Here is a 16,748-nt window from a genome sequence, read left to right on the forward strand (position 1 = left end):
TCGTTCGCTTCATCGTCCGTCCTCTTCAAGGGCCGAACTCTGATCGATCGTGGAGGAAAATCAGGGGGTCAGCTCAGCGGGCGTCGATCATCTGAACGTGGACGGACATGCTGGTGAAGATTGCGGCGACGGCGACCATCTTGCCATCGATCGGCAGAACGGTGTCGCCCCACCATGATTCCGGCGGGACGAGCGCGGTGGTGCCGACAAGTGGTGCGGCACAGCGCAGCGCCACGGCGCAAACGACTCGCGACGGGCCATGATGGCGCTCGAAGGCGAACACGTTGTTCGCGCGCGGCCCCATGGCCTGAACCGGTGTGTAACTGCCTTTGGCAAACAGCATCGGATCTGACCGCCGCATCGCGAGCAGCGCCCGGATGAGGGCAAACTTTCTTGTTGCCCCGCCGTCCAGCATTGCGCGCCGGCGATCATGGTCGACCGCGCGGCGATTGTCGGGGTCGACCAGGCTCAGATCGAGCAACTCGGCGCCTTGATACAGGTCGGGCACGCCGGGCAGGGTGAAATGCAGCGTCGTCTGCGCCAGGGTGTTGGCCTGGGCCGCTGGCATTGCGAATGCAACCAGTTCAGCCATTTCGGCCAGAAATGGCAGTCCTGCGCCCGGATCGAGCATCTGTTCGACGAGCCGATGGGCGCGCGATTCATAGTCTGCATCGGGCGCTTCCCATGACGAGCGCAGCTTTGCCTCGCGCAATGCCTTTTGCTGCCAGCCATTGACCCGCGCGGCGAACGCGGCGAGGCCTGCGCGGTCGTTCGTCTGCAGGGCTTCAGGCCATGCTCCGAACAATGTCTGGTAGAGCATGTAGCGATCGGCCGGGTCGATGCCGTCCTCCGACATGTTGCGCTCCCAGCCGGCCACATGGTCCCGCCAAATATCGGGAATTTCGCTCAGCACCGCCAGCCGCGCGCGGACATCTTCGCCGCGCTTGTGATCGTGGGTCGCGGTGGCGAGCATGGCACCCGGAAAATCCCGTCCGCGCGCTGCAGCGACGGCATGAAAGCGCTCGATGGGCAGCGAAAAGCAGGCAGCATCGAATCCGACGTCGTTGTTCGAGAGCAGCCGGCCATGGCGATAAAAGGCAGTGTCCTCGACGGCCTTAGCTGCGATTGGCGCCGACAGTTGCTGAAAGCGGCGCACCGCGTCGGCGACCGCGGTTGCGTCCCCCGGGCCGGTCCCGGCAAGCCAGCCCAGCACAGCATCGACGACGGGCGCCTCGCCCGGCGGCACGAAGGGGCTGACGCGGCGGCGAGCCTCGGCGCGGATCGGCGCATCGATTGCCGGGGCATCCTTGCCGGTGCCATAGGTGCGATAAACCGGGAACACCCATAGCAGCCGCTCGACAGCGCGGCGCAGCATTGCAGCCGTGAAGCCCAACGGGGCCGCGATAGACACAAACGCCGCAACGCATGCCGTGAGCTGGCCCTCGAACTGCCACGACAGCATGTCCTGGCGGGCGCGCAGCTCCTCGGGAGCGAAAGCCGCACTTCGGCCGCTGACAGCTGCCCACAGGGCGCCGAGAGGCACTTCACCGTCCGGCGCGTGCAGCAGGGCAGCAACCTCCGCCATGAAATCATAGCCGCTGGTGCCGTCGACGCCCCAATTGGTTGCCAGTGGCTCGCCCGGCCCCAGGATTTTTTCGACAACGATATAGGCGGGTCCGGCAGGGGCGTCTGCCGGGCGTTCGATGGCATCGAGGCGGGCGCGCAGCTTTCGGCAATAGCCTGCGGGATCGGTGAGGCCATCGACATGATCGACCCGCACCCCGTCGATCAGGCCCTCGCGGTAGAGGCGGAAGTACAGCGCGTGCACCGCCTCGAACACGTCCGCGTCTTCGATTCGAACGCCGGCCAGGTCGTTTATCGTGAAGAAGCGCCGCCAGTTGAGATCGTCATTGGCGGTGCGCCACGACGCCAGCCGGTAATGCTGGCGACCCAGCAACGCGCCGACGTCTGCCGACGCATCGAGGCCGTCTTGATCCTCGGGGCGGATCGGCAGGCGATGTTCGCCATAGGCCAAGACATGCCAGCCGTCGCCGTCGTGCGCGATGGCAATGTCCCCCTGCGCAAGTGCGGTAGCCAGCGGATCGCCGAGGATCGGCAGCACGAGCTTTCGGCGCCAGTCGATGTCGAATGTTCGCGCATGGTCGCTTGCCTGCCCGCGCGCCAGCACGTCGTTCCACCAGCCGTTGCCGCCACCGGCGACACCAATGTGATTGGGCACGATGTCGATGATGATGCCCATTTCGTGCGCGCGCAGCGCCGCGACAAGCTGCCGAAACGCCGCCTCGCCGTCGAGTTCGGGGTTGATGCGGGTCGGATCGACGACATCATAGCCATGGGTCGATCCCGCTCGCGCAGTGGTGATCGGCGAGGCATATAAATGGCTGATGCCAAGCGCTGCGAGATAGGGCACCAGCGCCTCGGCATCGGCGAAGGTGAAGTGCTGGTGGAACTGCAGGCGATAGGTGGCGCGTGGAGTCATCGTCTTCTTTCGGCATCGAATGCCGCCAGGCGTGCTGCAACGACGGGGTTTTCGAGCAGCTCGGCGGTCGATCCCGGCAGACGGCGCCGCCAATTGGGATGCTCGTCGATCGTGCCGGGCAGATTGGGTTGTTCGACAGCGCCGATGATGTCTTCCATCGGCACGATCGCCAGCACCGAAGGCGTGCGACCGATGAATGCCAGCGCTGCATCGACAACCGGGCCGGCGTTTTCGGGGGCGGGTTGCGCGCCGTGCGCCACGCCGGCGGCGACCAGTGCCTGCCACAATGCGGCGCGTTCTGCATCGCGGGCGGCATGGTCGGCGGCCTGATCGATCGCGCGCGACGTGCGGCCGAGCTGCCATTGCCATTCGATATCGCGCCCGCACCACCAGCCGGCGACGGTCGGCAGATCATGCGTGCCGGTCATCGCGGCAGCGTGGTGCGCGTAGCTGTCGGCAGGTTGAAAGCCCCCCGCATCGTCACGCTCGAACCACAGGACGCGCATGCCCAGCATCGCCTTTTCGTCCATCGCCGGGCGGAAGCCCGGGGGCACGGTGCCGAGGTCCTCGCCGATCACCACCGCGCGGGCACGATGCGATTCAAGCGCAATCAGCCGGAACAGATCATCCATCGGCATCTCCAGATATGCGCCCTCGGCCGACACAGCATTTTCGGGCACCACCCACAGCCGGCGCAGGCCCAGCGCATGATCGATACGGATGCCGCCGGCATGGTCGAGCGCTGCGCGCAGCGTCGCGATGAAGGGCGCAAAGCCGGTGCGCTGCAATGCCAGCGGTGAAAAACCGGTGATGCCCCAGGTCTGCCCGTCCGGCCCCAGCAGGTCGGGCGGCGCGCCGATCGACAGGCCGGTCAGCAGGTCATCGGGCCGGCTCCACGCATGGCTGCCACCCGGATCCATCCCCACCGCCAGATCGGCGATCAGCCCCAGCGCCATGCCGCCATCGATGGCGGCACGCTGTGCCGCATCGAGGCTGCGCTTCGCCAGCCATTGCAGAAACCGGTAGAAACCGATGGTCTCGCCATTCTCGGCTGCAAAGCGCGCCACAGCGTTCCCATCGGGGTCGTGATAGGCGACGGGCCAGTCACGCCAGCCCTGCGCGCCGATTGTCTGCAAGAAGTGCGCGTGCAGAGCATCGAACCGCGCATGGCGCTCGAGATCGGCCCCGCCCTGCTGGGCATGGGCGGCGGCGGCGGCGCGCACCGCATCGGACCTTTGGTCATAAGCTTGGCGCAGGGCATGCAGCCGCGCCGGGATGCCTTGCTCCCAATCGATCAACTCGCCGGCGCCAGCCGCCGCCGTTTCACCCCCCACCAGCGCCGGATCGGCATGGAGAACGTTCAAGAATTGCCGCGTCGAAGGCGCATAGGGGCTGAAGCGTCGGGCATCGGCGGGGAACAGCGCGTGGACCGGGCTGATCGCGATCGCATCGGCACCGCGTGCGGCAAAGGCCCGCGCCGCATCCGCCAATGTGCCGAAATCGCCGAACGCGCTGCCTGCATCGCAGCGCAGCGCGGCAATCTGCACTGCCGGCCCCCACAGCCGCCGCCCGCCCGCCGCATCTTCCACCGTAAAGCAGCGCGGCGGAGCGATGGCGACGCTTATTTCGCGCGTGCCGATGGTGAGCCGGTGATAGCCGATGGTATCGATCGCCGGCACACGCAGCCCGGCGCCCACCGCCTCGACAACGACCCGCTGGCGGCTGCCATCTTCCAGGACGAGCTCGGCCGGCCCGGCAGCGCCGCACGCTGCAGGCAGCAGCAGCGGCTCGCCCACCACCGCCGACACGAAGTTGCAGGCAATCTCCCGGTCGTGCGCGATGCGCGCCGCACTGTCGGCAATCGCGGTGTCGCTGTCGGCCTTGTAGCCGAGCGCCGCCAGGATCGCGACGAGCGAGCGGTCCGACACACGCTGCGCCTGGCCGAGCGCATCCTCCCATTCGATCTGCAACCCTGCGGCGGTGGCCAGCGCGTGGAGCATGCTCATCGGCCGATCCAGGCGGCGAAGCTGCCCTCTGCACCGGGTTCACCCAGCGCAAACAACGGCGCGGCGATGTCGGGGAAGACCACCTGCGCGTCCGCCAGGTTGATCGCGAGCGTCAACGTCACCCCGTCGCCCATAAGCCAGCGCGCCACCACGGCACCGTCGCCGATCGCCTCGGCCCCCAGCGCGCGCGCGCCGCGCAGGCGGGGCACGATTTCGGCATGCCTCAACGCCAGCAGCTGCGCGTACAGCGCCCGCCATGCGTCGGCATCCGGGCCCGGCGCCGCGCGGGACTGCGCAAATGTGGTTTCCGCATTGGGATCGGGAATTCGCTCGCGCGCCGACGGATCGGCGAAGGCTTCGAACTTGGCAAACTCCCGGCGCCGTCCCTCGCGCACCGCATCGGCAAGGTCGGCATCGAAATCGGTAAAGAACAGGAATGGCGACCGGCTGCCGGTCTCGTCGCCCATGAACAGCAGCGGTATCTGCGGCGCGAGCAGCAGCAGCGCAGTGGCCGCGCGCAGCTTCGCCGGATCGGCCAGCAGCGTCAGCCGCTCGCCCATGGCGCGGTTGCCGATCTGGTCGTGGTTCTGCAGGAACGAAACGAACGCCGTGGGCGGCAGATGCCCGCTCGGCTTGCCGCGCGGGGTGCCGGCGTGGTTGGGCGATCCCTGGCCTTGATAGATGAAACCCTCGGCCAGGCAGCGCGCCAGACGCTCGGCGGGGCGCGCAGCAAAATCCGCATAATAGCCGCTGTTCTCGCCGGTCAGCAGCACATGCACCACATTGTGGAAATCATCGTTCCATTGCGCGTCATACCGCCCCGGCGTCAGGTGGTCGGGGTCGTTGGCTTCATTCTCCAGCACCAGATGGACATGCCTGTCCGGCCCCGTCGCCGCCCGCAGATCGCCTGCCAGCCGGTCGAGAAACGCCGGATTGCCGATCGCATGGACGGCATCGAAACGCAGGCCGTCGAAGCGATACTCGCCCAGCCACATCAGCGCATTCTCGCGGAAAAAGGCGAACACCGCTGGCGACTCGACCGCGACCGCGCCGCCCCAGGGCGTGCTGGCGTCGGCATCGAAAAAGCCGCCGGCATAAGCGCCCAGATAATTCCCGTCCGGCCCGAAGTGATTGTACACCACATCGAGAAAGACCATCAGCCCCAGACCATGCGCCCGGTCGATCAGCGCCTTCAAGTCATCGGGCGTGCCATAGCTTTCGGCAGGCGCAAACGGCAGCACGCCGTCATAGCCCCAGTTCCGCGTACCGGCGAACGCGTTGACCGGCATCAGCTCGATCGCGGTGACACCCAGTTCCGCGAGCCGCGGCAGCGTTTCGGCAACCCCGGCAAAGCCGCCCAGCGTGCCGACATGCACCTCCTGGATCACCGTCTCTTCCCAGGGTCGCCCGCGCCAGCCGTCATTCTTCCAGCGATACGCGTCGGGATCGATCACCAGGCTCCAACCATGGACGCCGCCCGATTGTGCGCGGGCTGCGGGATCGGGGACCACGAGATCGGCATTGAGCCGGAAGCGATAGCGCGTGCCCACCCGCGCCGCCGCCTCGGCGCCGAACCAGCCACCGCGCTCACCTGTCATGGCCAGTGGTGGTGCCCCGGCGATTTCGAGCGTTACCGCGTCGCAATCGGGCGCCCATAGCCGGAAGAGGGCGCGGCCGGGCCCTGTGAGCGATGCACCCCATTCGGTCATTCGACGGCCATCTTCCAGGTCAGCAATGCCGCACCCTGCGGGCCGACTTCATAATGGTGGATCACCTCGATCTCGCCCTGATCGGGTCTGGCGCTGTCGATCATCACGATGCGCGCGCCATCGGGCGGCGGCAGCCGGAACATCAAGGGCTCGGGGCAGGCGTTCAACAGCAGCGTCACCGATTCGATCTCGCCCGTTTCAAGCCGCACCGACCGGCGCATCACCAGCGCCCGGCCCTGGGGGTTGTCCCAATCCTCGGAAGACAATTGCAGGCCGCGCTCGTCCCACCATTCGAGGTCGTCGATCCCCTGCCCCGGAGAGCCGTCGCCATAGAGGAAGTTGCCGGCACGCAGCATCGGGAAGCGCCGCCGCAGCGCCGTCAGCCGCGCGGTGAAGTCGATCAGCGCCTCACCCGCCGGCGAGCGCGCCTGCTCCCAATCGAGCCAGCTGGTCTCATTGTCCTGGCAATAAGCGTTGTTGTTGCCGTGCTGGGTGCGGCCGAACTCGTCGCCTGCCACCAGCATCGGGGTGCCCAGCGATGTCAGCAGCGTCGTCAGCATCGAGCGCATCACGCGGGCGCGCGCGTCGTTGATGTCGGGGTCGTCCGTCGGGCCTTCCGCCCCCCAGTTGCTTGAATAATTCTCCGAATGGCCGTCGCGATTGTCCTCGCCATTGGCTTCGTTGTGGCGCTGCTCATAGGCCACGGTGTCCGCCAGCGTGAAGCCGTCATGCGCGCCGATGAGGTTGATGCTCGCCCAGGGCCGCCGCGCGCGCCGGTCGAACAGGTCGCCCGATCCCGCTAGCCGTGCTGCCAGCTCGCCGCGCTGCGCCTCGTCGCCGCGCCAGAACCTGCGCACGGTATCGCGATACTTGTCGTTCCACTCGGCAAAGGACGGTGGAAAATTGCCGAGCTGGTAGCCGCCCGGTCCGATGTCCCAGGGCTCGGTCATCAGCTTCAGCCGCCCCAGCACCGGGTCCTGGCGCAACACATCGAAAAACGCGGCCCCGGGGTCGAAGCCATGGTTTTCGCGCCCCAGCGTCAGGCCTAGGTCGAAGCGGAAGCCATCGATGCCGAAGCTCGTCGCCCAATAGCGCAGGCTGTCGGCGACCATCTGGATCACCCGCGCCTTGGTGAGGTTGAAGGTGTTGCCGGTGCCGGTATCGTTGATGCAGTAGCGCGGATTGTCGGGAAGCAGCCGATAGTAGGTGGCATTGTCGAGCCCGCGCCACGAGAGCGTCGGCCCCAATTCCGATCCTTCGCAGCTGTGGTTGTAGACGACGTCGAGGATCACCTCGATCCCCGCCGCATGCAGGCGGCGCACCGCGCGGCGAAGCTCATGCTGCGTGTCGGTCGCGAAATAGCTCTGCTCGGGCGCGAAGAAGCCCAGCGTGTTGTAGCCCCAATAATTGTTCAGCCCCTTTTCCAGCAGGAACCGGTCCTGGGTGAAGGCGTGGATCGGCATCAGTTCAAGCGCGGTCACGCCGATGCGCTGCAGATGCTCGATCACCTTGGGGTGGCCCAGTGCTGCATAGGTCCCGCGCTCGCGCGGCGGCACCAGGTCGAAAAGCTTGGTGAGGCCCTTGACGTGCGCTTCGTAGATCACCGTCTCGGACCAGGGCGTGTTCGGCTTGCGGTCACGCGACCAGTCGAAATGTTCGTCGACCACCACCGCCTTGGGCATCGCCACCGCGCTGTCGCGTCGATCGAAGCTCAGGTCCTCGCGCTTCGAGCGCACCTGATACCCGTGCAGCGCATCGGTCCAGCGCACCGGGCCCGAGAGCTTGCGCGCATAGGGGTCGAGCAGCAGCTTGTTCGGGTTGAACCGATGCCCTTCCTCAGGCGCATAGCGGCCATGCGCCCGGTAACCGTAGAGCATCCCGGGCCCGGCGTCGGGCAGATAGCCGTGCCAGACCTCGTCGGTCCATTCGGGCAGCTCATAGCGGCGAAGCTCGCGCCGCCCGCCTTCATCGAACACGCAAAGCTCGATCTTCTCGGCATGCGCCGAAAACACCGCGAAGTTGACGCCCAGGCCATCGAACGAGGCGCCCAGCGGATAGGCGGACCCGGATTCGAGCCGATCGGGAAGGGAATTCAACTGCCGGTTCCTTCAAAGCGAAGCAAAAGGCCGGCAAGCGGCGGTACGACGATATCGGCACTGGCCGGCTGGCCGTCCGCCGGCTCGGCTCGGGCGTGCACCACGCCGGCATTGCCGATGTTCCCACCGCCATAGATGTCGGCGTCGCTGTTGAGCACTTCGCGCCAGCGACCGGCGCGCGGCATGCCGATGCGAAAGCCGTGATGGGGATCGGGGCTCATGTTGATCACCACCACCAATGGTGAATCACCGGTGTTGCCGTGGCGTGCATAGACAAGGATGCTGCGCTCGGCATCGGCACCAACGATCCACTCGAAGCCCGCCGGCTCGGCGTCGCGCGCGTGCAGCGCAGGCTGCTCGGCATAAAGGCGGTTGAGATCGCGCAGCAACCGTTGCATCGCGGCATGGTCGGGCTCGTCGAGCAGTTGCCACGCCACCTGCGCATCATGGTTCCACTCGCTGTCCTGCGCGATCTCGCAGCCCATGAAGAGCAGCTTCTTGCCCGGATGCGTCCACATGAAGCTGAAATAGGCGCGCAGATTGGCAAACTTGCGCCAGCGATCGCCGGGCATCTTGCCAATGAGCGATCCCTTGCCGTGCACCACCTCGTCATGGCTGATCGGCAGCACGAACTTCTCCGACCAGGCATAGACCAGCCCGAAGGTCAGCTCGCCATGGTGCCAGCGGCGATACAGCGGGTCGCGCTCGGCATATTGGAGCGTGTCGTGCATCCAGCCCATGTTCCATTTGTACGAAAAGCCGAGGCCGCCCTGCGCCACCGGCGCCGACACGCCCGGCCAGGCGGTCGATTCCTCGGCGATGGTCATCACACCGGGAAAACGCTCCCCCACCACGCTGTTCATGCGCTTCAGGAAGGCGACCGATTCCAGATTCTCGCGGCCGCCATGGATGTTGGGCACCCATTCGCCGGCGTTGCGGCTGTAATCGCGATACAGCATTGACGCGACCGCATCGACGCGCAGCCCGTCGATATGGAATGTCTCGAGCCACCAAAACGCCGATGCGAGCAGAAACCCCGACACTTCGCGCCGACCCAGATTGTAGATCAGCGTGTTCCAGTCCTGATGGAAGCCCTCGCGCGGATCGGCATGTTCATAGAGCGGCGTGCCATCGAAATGCGCCAGCCCATGCACATCGGTCGGGAAATGCGCTGGCACCCAGTCGAGGATCACCCCGATCCCCGAGCGGTGGCAGGCATCGACAAACCCCGCAAACTGGTCGGGCCGCCCGAACCGCGCCGAAGGTGCGAATTGCGACAACGGCTGATAGCCCCAGGACCCGCCGAACGGATGCTCCATGATCGGCAGCAGTTCGATATGGGTGAAGCCCATGTCGACGACATAGGGGATCAACCGATCGCCCAGCGCCTGCCAGTCGAGCGTTCCCGTCGGGTCACCGTCCGGTCGCAGCCAGGACGCGGGATGCACCTCGTAGATCGAGATCGGCGCATCGGGGGCGTGGCGCGCGGCGCGCTCGGCCAGCCAGTCGCCATCGGACCAGGCATAATCGGGCGGCGGCGCGACGATCGATCCCGTCGCCGGCGGCAATTCGGTCTGCCGCGCCAGCGGATCGGCCTTCTGGACGATGCTGCCATCGGCACCCGCAATCTCGAACTTGTAGTGCGCGCCCGCGCCGATCCGCGGCACGAACAGCTCCCACACGCCGGCACTCTGCCGCAGCCGCATCGGATGGCGGCGACCGTCCCAACCGTTGAAATCGCCCACCACCGAGACGCGGCGCGCGTTGGGCGCCCACACCGAAAACGCCACGCCGTCGATGCCATCCATCTGCCGCGGATGGGCGCCCATCACCTGCCCGAGTTCCAGATGAAGGCCCTCGTTGAACAGGTGCAGGTCGAGTTCGCCCAGCACCAGCCCGAAGCCATAGGCGTCCTCGGTCTCCTGCATCGCCCCGCCCGGCCAGGCGATCCGCAGCGCATAAGGCACAGTCTCGGCCAGCCTGCCGACGAACAGCCCCGGCGCCGATTCTTCAAGCGTGCCGAGCGGTCGGCCATCGTCGCGCGCGATCAGCGACAACGCCTCGGCGCCGGGCTGGAAGGTACGCACCTCGCCGTCATGGGCGCCCAGCACCGCGAAAGGATCATCCAGCCGGCTTTCGAGCAGTGCCGCAGTGGCAGCCGAGAGGGAGTTGCGCGCCATCACGCGCCATCCTCCTGCAACAGTCGCGCGGCGGCGCGGGCCAGTCCCGCTGCGGGAACGCCCATCCAGGCAGGGCGATTGGCGGCTTCATAGACAACTTCATAGGCAGCCTTTTCGAGCACCATCAGGTCGAGCAGCCGGTCGTCGATTGTCTCCGAAACGCCGTGATAGCCCTCCATGAAGGCCCGGCAGGCGCTCTCTCGGAACACCTCGTAGCGGGCGTCGGTGCGTGCCTCTTCGGACTCGGCCATCGCCGGGCGGGCGCGCTCGGCGACTGCAGCGGCATAGTCGAAAGAGCGCAGCATGCCGGCCACGTCGCGTTCGGGCAGGTCCTTGGCGCGCCGTTCTTCGAGGGATCGCACCGGCTCGCCTTCGAAGTCGATCAGCATCACGTCGCTGCCGGTGACGAGCATCTGGCCCAGATGCAAGTCGCCATGGATGCGCGTGCGGGTGCGTCCCTCGGCGTGCCGCGCGACCGCGCGGATCCGCGCCATGATGTCGGCTCGGTTGGCGCGAAGATCGGCGACAGCCTCCGTATCGCCGTCAGCCGATGATGCGGCGGCCAATGCCGCCAGCGCCTTGTCGAACTGGCCTTCGATCCGCCCCGAAAGCGTGTCGGCATCGGCAAGGCTCATCCGCTCGGGAGCAAAGGCCATATCGTCGCTCGGCGCCGCCAGAACGCCATGCATCTGAGCAAGGCGAACGCCGACATTGCGGGCGAAATTCTCGTAGTTTTGCGAGCTCCAGTCGGCATCGGTCGCCAGCCGGTCGAGCATGCCCAACGTCCATTCCCAGCCATCGCCCTGGTTGTAGACGAAGCGCTGCACCAGCATCAGCAGCGTGGAGCGGTCGCCCTCGTCGAGCCAGACCTCGCCGGAAATGGCAGGCACATTCTCGAAACCATTGGCGGCCAGATGGCGCACCATTTCGGCATCGGGGTGAACGCCCGGCTGCACCTTGCGCAGCAGCTTGAGCACCACGCGCCGGCCCAGCACCATCGTGCTGTTGGATTGCTCCGCGCCGATCCACTCGGGTGCCGCATCGGGTTCGATGTCGAGCGCGTCGGTTCCGGCGAAGCGCAAGTTGCCACCCTCAACGGCCACTTCATCATTGCGCTTGAGCGCGCCCACCACCGCTTCCGCAAAGGCTGCAACGGCAAAGCCATCGGTCAACAGCCCCACCCGGCGTTCCCTGCGCACCCGGCCAACCGCCAGGTTCGAAGCGAAAGGCCCATGGTGCTCGCCTTCCCAGGCGATGCCGAGCGGCAGCGTATAGGCCTGGGTGCCCGCGTCGGTTGTCACTTCGATCAACGTCAGCATCAGGTCGGCCACGCCGGGCATCGGAATCGTCCGCCCCACACGAACCTGCGATATCGTCTGGTCCTTGGCCCCGAACCAGCGGCGATGCGCGACATAGGCTGGCAGGATTTCGGTCTCGAGCACCTGCACGTTGCGGCCTTGCGTGACGCCCGAAAGATCCGGCCGAAGCACGAAGGTATGGCGCTCGACTTCGGCACCGGGGGCCGCACTCGACCATTGCGGCGCCGTCTTGTCGTTCGACAGCTTGAACCAGATGAATCCATAGGGCGGCAATGTGAGGAGATAGGGCAGCTGGCCGATCGCCGGGAAGGTCGCGCTGCCCGAAAGCTCGACCGGCGTGCGGCCGACATATTCATGCAGGTCCAGTTCCACCGCCTGCGCGGTGCGCCCCAGATTGGCAACACACAGCACGACCTCGTCATCCTTCTCGCGCAGATAGGCGAGGATCTTGCGGTTGGCAGGCCGCAGGAAGCGCTGCGTGCCGCGCCCGAAGGCGCGATACTCGCGCCGCACCGCGAGCATCCGCTTGATCCAGTTGAGCATCGAGTGCTGGTCGCGCTCCTGCGCCTCGACGTTCACCGCCTGGAAGCCATAGAGCGGGTCCATGATCGGCGGCAGGGTCAGGCTGGCGGGATCGGCGCGCGAAAAGCCGCCATTGCGATCCGATGACCATTGCATCGGCGTCCGCACCCCGTCCCGGTCACCGAGATAGACATTGTCGCCCATCCCGATCTCGTCGCCATAATAGAGCACCGGCGTCCCCGGCATCGTCAGCAGCAGCGCGTTCATCAGCTCGATGCGGCGCCGGTCGCGCTCCATCAGCGGTGCCAGCCGGCGCCGGATCCCCAGGTTTATCCGCGCGCGCTTGTCGGCAGCATAGGTGTTCCACAGATAGTCGCGCTCCTCGTCGGTCACCATCTCGAGCGTCAGCTCGTCATGGTTGCGCAGGAAGATCGCCCATTGGCAGTTTTCGGGAATCTCGGGCGTCTGCCGCATGATGTCGGTGATCGGAAACCGGTCCTCCTGCGCCACCGCCATGTACATCCGCGGCATCAGCGGAAAATGGAACGACATGTGGCATTCGTCGCCATAGCCCTGGTCATTGGTGTCGCCGAAATATTGCTGGGTGTCCTCGGGCCACATGTTGGCCTCCGCCAGAAGCATCCGGTCGGGGTAATGCGCATCGAGATTGGCGCGGATCTTCTTCAGCACATCGTGCGTTTCAGGCAGATTTTCGTTCGAGGTGCCGTCGCGCTCGATCAGATAGGGGATGGCGTCGAGCCGCAACCCGTCCACCCCGGCGTCGAGCCAGAAATGCATGACCGACAGGACTTCTTCAAGCACCTTGGGGTTGTCGAAATTGAGGTCGGGCTGGTGCGAATAGAAGCGGTGCCAGAAATAGGCCTGCGCTTCGTCGTCCCACGTCCAATTCGATTTCTCGGTGTCGCAGAAGATGATCCGCGTGCCGGAATACAGCTTGTCATTGTCCGACCAGACGTAGAAATCGCGCTCGGGGCTGCCGGCAGGCGCCTTGCGCGCCGCCTGGAACCACCGATGTTGGTCAGATGTATGATTTATCACCAGCTCGGTGATAACGCGCATGCCGCGCGCATGCGCCGCCTCGATAAAGGCACGGGCATCGTCCATCGTCCCGTAGTCGGGGCTCACCGCGCGATATTCGCCGATGTCATAGCCATCGTCGCGGCGCGGGCTGGGATAAAATGGCAGCAGCCAGATCGCAGTCACGCCAAGCTCGGCGATATAATCGAGCTTGGCCATCAGCCCGCCGAAATCGCCGATGCCGTCATCGTTCGAATCGAAGAAGGACTTGACGTGCACCTGGTAGATGACCGCATCCTTGTACCAGAGGGGGTCCTGGTCGAGCGCGCTCATGCGGTGTCTCCCGGCGCGATGCGCCATATGCGATAGGGCTGTTCGGGTTCGAGGCGGATGTGCTGCGTCTTGCCGCGCCATTCGAACCGGTGCCCCTCGGCCAGATCCTCGACAGCGATGGCGGCAGTGTCGGACAGGCCGAACTCCCACAGCGGCACTTCGAAGTCCGCCTCCTGTGCATGGTGCGGATCGAGGCTCACCATCACCAGGATCATGTCGCCACCATCGGGTGCGGGCTTGCCGAACCAGAGGATCCGGTCGTTGTGCGCGACGTAGAAGCGCGTGTTCAGATGCGTCTGCAGCGCAGGGTATGCCCGCCGCAGGCGGTTGAGCATCGTGATGTCGGCGATGATGTTGCCCGGAGCGGTCCAGTCGCGCTGGCGGAGCTCGTATTTCTCGGAATCGAGATACTCCTCCTTGCCCGGCACTGGTGCCGCCTCGCACAGCTCGAACCCGGAATAGACGCCGAACAGCCCCGAAAGCGTCGCCGCTAGCACCGCGCGGATGCGAAACCCCGGCCGGCCGGAGCTTTGCAGAAACAGCGGGTTGATGTCCGGCGTATTGACGAAGAAATGCGGCCGATAATATTCGCGCGGGGCCGTTGTGGTCAGCTCGGTGATATAATCCGTCAGCTCGGCCTTTTCGTCCCGCCAGGTGAAATAGGTGTAGCTTTGCGAAAAGCCGACCTTGGCCAGCCGATACATCATCGCCGGCTTGGTGAAGGCTTCGGCGAGGAAGATCGCCTCGGGATGCCGCGCACGGACATCGCCGATCATCCATTCCCAGAAGGGCAACGTCTTGGTGTGCGGATTGTCGACACGGAAGGTCTTCACCCCGCGCTCGATCCACAAAAGCACCACATCGCGCAGCGCGGTCCACAACCCCGGCACCGCATCCCTGGCGTAAAATTCGACGTTGACGATATCCTGATACTTCTTCGGCGGATTTTCAGCGTATTTCATCGATCCATCGGGCCGCCACGCGAACCACCCGGGATGCTCCTTCAGCCAGGGGTGGTCGGGCGAACACTGGATCGCGAAGTCCAGCGCAATCTCGAGGCCATGGTCGCGCGCCGCAGCTACCAGCCGCAGAAAATCCTCAAGGCTGCCGAGCTCGGGATGAATCGCATCATGCCCGCCTTCGGGCGCGCCGATCGCATAAGGGCTGCCCGGGTCACCCGGCGCCGGCGTCAGCGTGTTGTTCGGCCCCTTGCGATTGGCAGTGCCGATCGGATGGATCGGCGGAAAATACAGCGTATCGAAACCCATGTCGCGGATCGCGGGCAGGCGCTGCACCACATCGTCGAACGTGCCATGCTGGCCGGGCACCATCGATTGCGACCGCGGGAAAAGCTCGTACCAGCTCGAAAAGCGCGCGCTCAGCCTTTCGGCATCGAGCGGCTGCACCGCCGAGCGCAGCCGATGCGGGCGGTCATCGGCCTCGGCCATCGCTGCCGCCAGCGCGTCCGAAAGCAGCAAGCCGGCATCGTCATCACGCTTCAAGCCGGTGGCGAATGCGCCCAGCGCCTTCTTCAGCGCACCCTTCGATCGGTCGCGCGCCGCGGCGACAAGCAGCCGACCCTCGGCATGATCGACCGGCGTCGCCACCCCGGCATCGAGCTTCTTGCGGAAATCGCGCGCAAACCCGCCAAAGCGGTCGAGCCATGCTTCAACGACGAATTCGTGCCGCCCCATCCGCGTGGTCGCAAAGCGCGCCTCCCACCGATAATTCGGCAGTTCCTCCATCGGCACCACCGACCATTCGGCGGCATCGGCAGGGCGCCACAACAGCTCGGCAGCCAGCTGCTCATGCCCATCGGCAAAGATCGATGCCTCGACAATCACCGCTTCGCCGACGACGCGCTTCACCGGAAACCCGCCTTCGACGAAGGGCGAAACATCCTCCACCACGAGCCGCGGCATCATCGCAGCACCAGCGGCGCCGTTGTGCGCGCGGTCGAGAAGGATCGGTCTTGCGCGTTCGGCAGTTCGCAACCGAACCTCGCCGGGCTCAAGGTCGGCGAAGGCATCGCCGCCAAAAGCCTCGAACGCTGCCCCCGCCGCCGACAGCAGATCCCCCGATGCCGGCGCGGGCAAGGCCCTGTCGGTGGTGTTGATCAGCACCAGCATCGCAGCACCACAATCGCGCACATCGCCGGTGTCTGCACGCAGCAGCGCAGTCACCGGGCTCCCGGCACCATTCAGCCGCCGCGTTTCACCGCCGACGCCACTTACCTCCCTGGAAATTTCAATGGCCCGCTTCGCCTCTCGGGGATATCGCTGCATCACGTCGAGCGGCAGGATCAGCCCATCGGAAGTGGCGGCGGCAGCGGCCAAGGTGCGGGCAATCTGGCTATCGGCGAGCTGCGCGGCGCTGGGCTCGGCGATCAACGCCATGGCCGCGCCGGCGGCGTGCCGTTCCTCCACCAGCGCCACCGAGCGCAAATCCCAAGTGCCAAACGACGAGACAAGGCCGTCGAGCCCGACACCGCGCAGCGCCGCTGCGGCCTCGCCCGCCAGACCATGGCTGCGGGCGATGAGCAGCACATCGCCCTGGTGTGACCGCAACCGCGTGATCAGCTCCTGAAGCAAGGCCGGCGCGATTGTGTCGGCCCGGTCGAAGACGAAACCCCTTGCTCCGGCGTCCAGCAGTTCGATCAGCCTGCTGGCGATCGCCGGCAGCAACGCCTCGGCTGCACCTTCGGCGCGCAGCCGAGCAAGCGCCTCTCCCGATGCAGGCATGGGGAGGCGCGGATCGACCGGTCCTTCACGGTCAGCCGTCCGGCGCAGCGCGAACAGCGACGGCTGTGTCGAGACCAGGGGGTGATCGACGGGAAATCTCGAGACGTCGATCTCGTGCAGCAAGACGAGGCCCGCATCCTCGCAATGTCGGGCCAGTCCGTCGGACAGCTCGTCCGACGCTCCGAAAAGCCCTTGCACCATGGGCCAGAGGAGGGCGCCGAAACCTGCTGCGGCGCCGCTTGCCAGGGCCGTGATATCAGGTCGATCCACTTTGGTGCCCGGGCTGGACGGAATCGACAGGAAA

Annotated in this window: 7 protein-coding genes; all 7 read right to left on the reverse strand. The window is 66.0% G+C overall.

Translation table 11 applies throughout. The features are described from left to right. Positions 1–73: 73 nt before the first annotated feature. Genes treY through FHS79_RS19265 form a run of 7 tightly spaced genes read right to left on the reverse strand, consistent with a single transcriptional unit; the run spans position 74 to position 16,714 of the window. On the reverse strand, positions 74–2,500 hold the full coding sequence (gene treY, locus FHS79_RS01425) for a malto-oligosyltrehalose synthase (RefSeq protein WP_184194270.1): 2,427 nt from the start codon (positions 2,498–2,500) through the stop codon (positions 74–76). Next, the gene (gene malQ, locus FHS79_RS01430; RefSeq protein WP_184194273.1) at positions 2,497–4,506 is read right to left on the reverse strand and encodes a 4-alpha-glucanotransferase; all 2,010 of its coding nucleotides are present in this window, start codon (positions 4,504–4,506) and stop codon (positions 2,497–2,499) included. Before malQ ends, treY begins: the two co-directional genes overlap by 4 nt. After that, positions 4,503–6,215, reverse strand: coding sequence for a malto-oligosyltrehalose trehalohydrolase (gene treZ / locus FHS79_RS01435; protein ID WP_184194276.1), 1,713 nt, complete (start codon positions 6,213–6,215; stop codon positions 4,503–4,505). Before treZ ends, malQ begins: the two co-directional genes overlap by 4 nt. Continuing rightward, a complete protein-coding gene (glgX, locus tag FHS79_RS01440) occupies positions 6,212–8,311 on the reverse strand; it encodes a glycogen debranching protein GlgX (protein ID WP_184194279.1) in 2,100 nt (699 codons plus the stop codon). The genes treZ and glgX overlap by 4 nt, the downstream gene beginning before the upstream one ends. Further along, entirely contained in the window at positions 8,308–10,491 is a 2,184-nt protein-coding gene (gene glgB, locus FHS79_RS01445) for a 1,4-alpha-glucan branching protein GlgB (protein WP_184194282.1), read from the reverse strand. The genes glgX and glgB overlap by 4 nt, the downstream gene beginning before the upstream one ends. Next, positions 10,491–13,703, reverse strand: a complete 3,213-nt coding sequence (gene treS / locus FHS79_RS01450; RefSeq protein ID WP_243452567.1) for a maltose alpha-D-glucosyltransferase — start codon at positions 13,701–13,703, stop codon at positions 10,491–10,493. Before treS ends, glgB begins: the two co-directional genes overlap by 1 nt. After that, positions 13,700–16,714 carry a maltotransferase domain-containing protein gene (locus FHS79_RS19265; protein ID WP_207792177.1) on the reverse strand — a complete coding sequence of 1,005 codons (3,015 nt, stop codon included), beginning with the start codon at positions 16,712–16,714 and terminating at the stop codon, positions 13,700–13,702. The genes treS and FHS79_RS19265 overlap by 4 nt, the downstream gene beginning before the upstream one ends. Positions 16,715–16,748: the final 34 nt, after the last annotated feature.

Origin of the sequence: Polymorphobacter multimanifer (assembly GCF_014205635.1) — a bacterium.
GTDB lineage: Bacteria > Pseudomonadota > Alphaproteobacteria > Sphingomonadales > Sphingomonadaceae > Sandarakinorhabdus > Sandarakinorhabdus multimanifer.

Excerpts from the sequence above, each read along its gene's own strand:
- treY (WP_184194270.1), bottom strand. The coding sequence starts at position 2,500 with ATGACTCCACGCGCCACCTATCGCCTGCAGTTCCACCAGCACTTCACC.
- glgB (WP_184194282.1), bottom strand. The coding sequence starts at position 10,491 with ATGGCGCGCAACTCCCTCTCGGCTGCCACTGCGGCACTGCTCGAAAGC.
- malQ (WP_184194273.1), bottom strand. The coding sequence starts at position 4,506 with ATGAGCATGCTCCACGCGCTGGCCACCGCCGCAGGGTTGCAGATCGAA.
- treZ (WP_184194276.1), bottom strand. The coding sequence starts at position 6,215 with ATGACCGAATGGGGTGCATCGCTCACAGGGCCCGGCCGCGCCCTCTTC.
- treS (WP_243452567.1), bottom strand. The coding sequence starts at position 13,703 with ATGAGCGCGCTCGACCAGGACCCCCTCTGGTACAAGGATGCGGTCATC.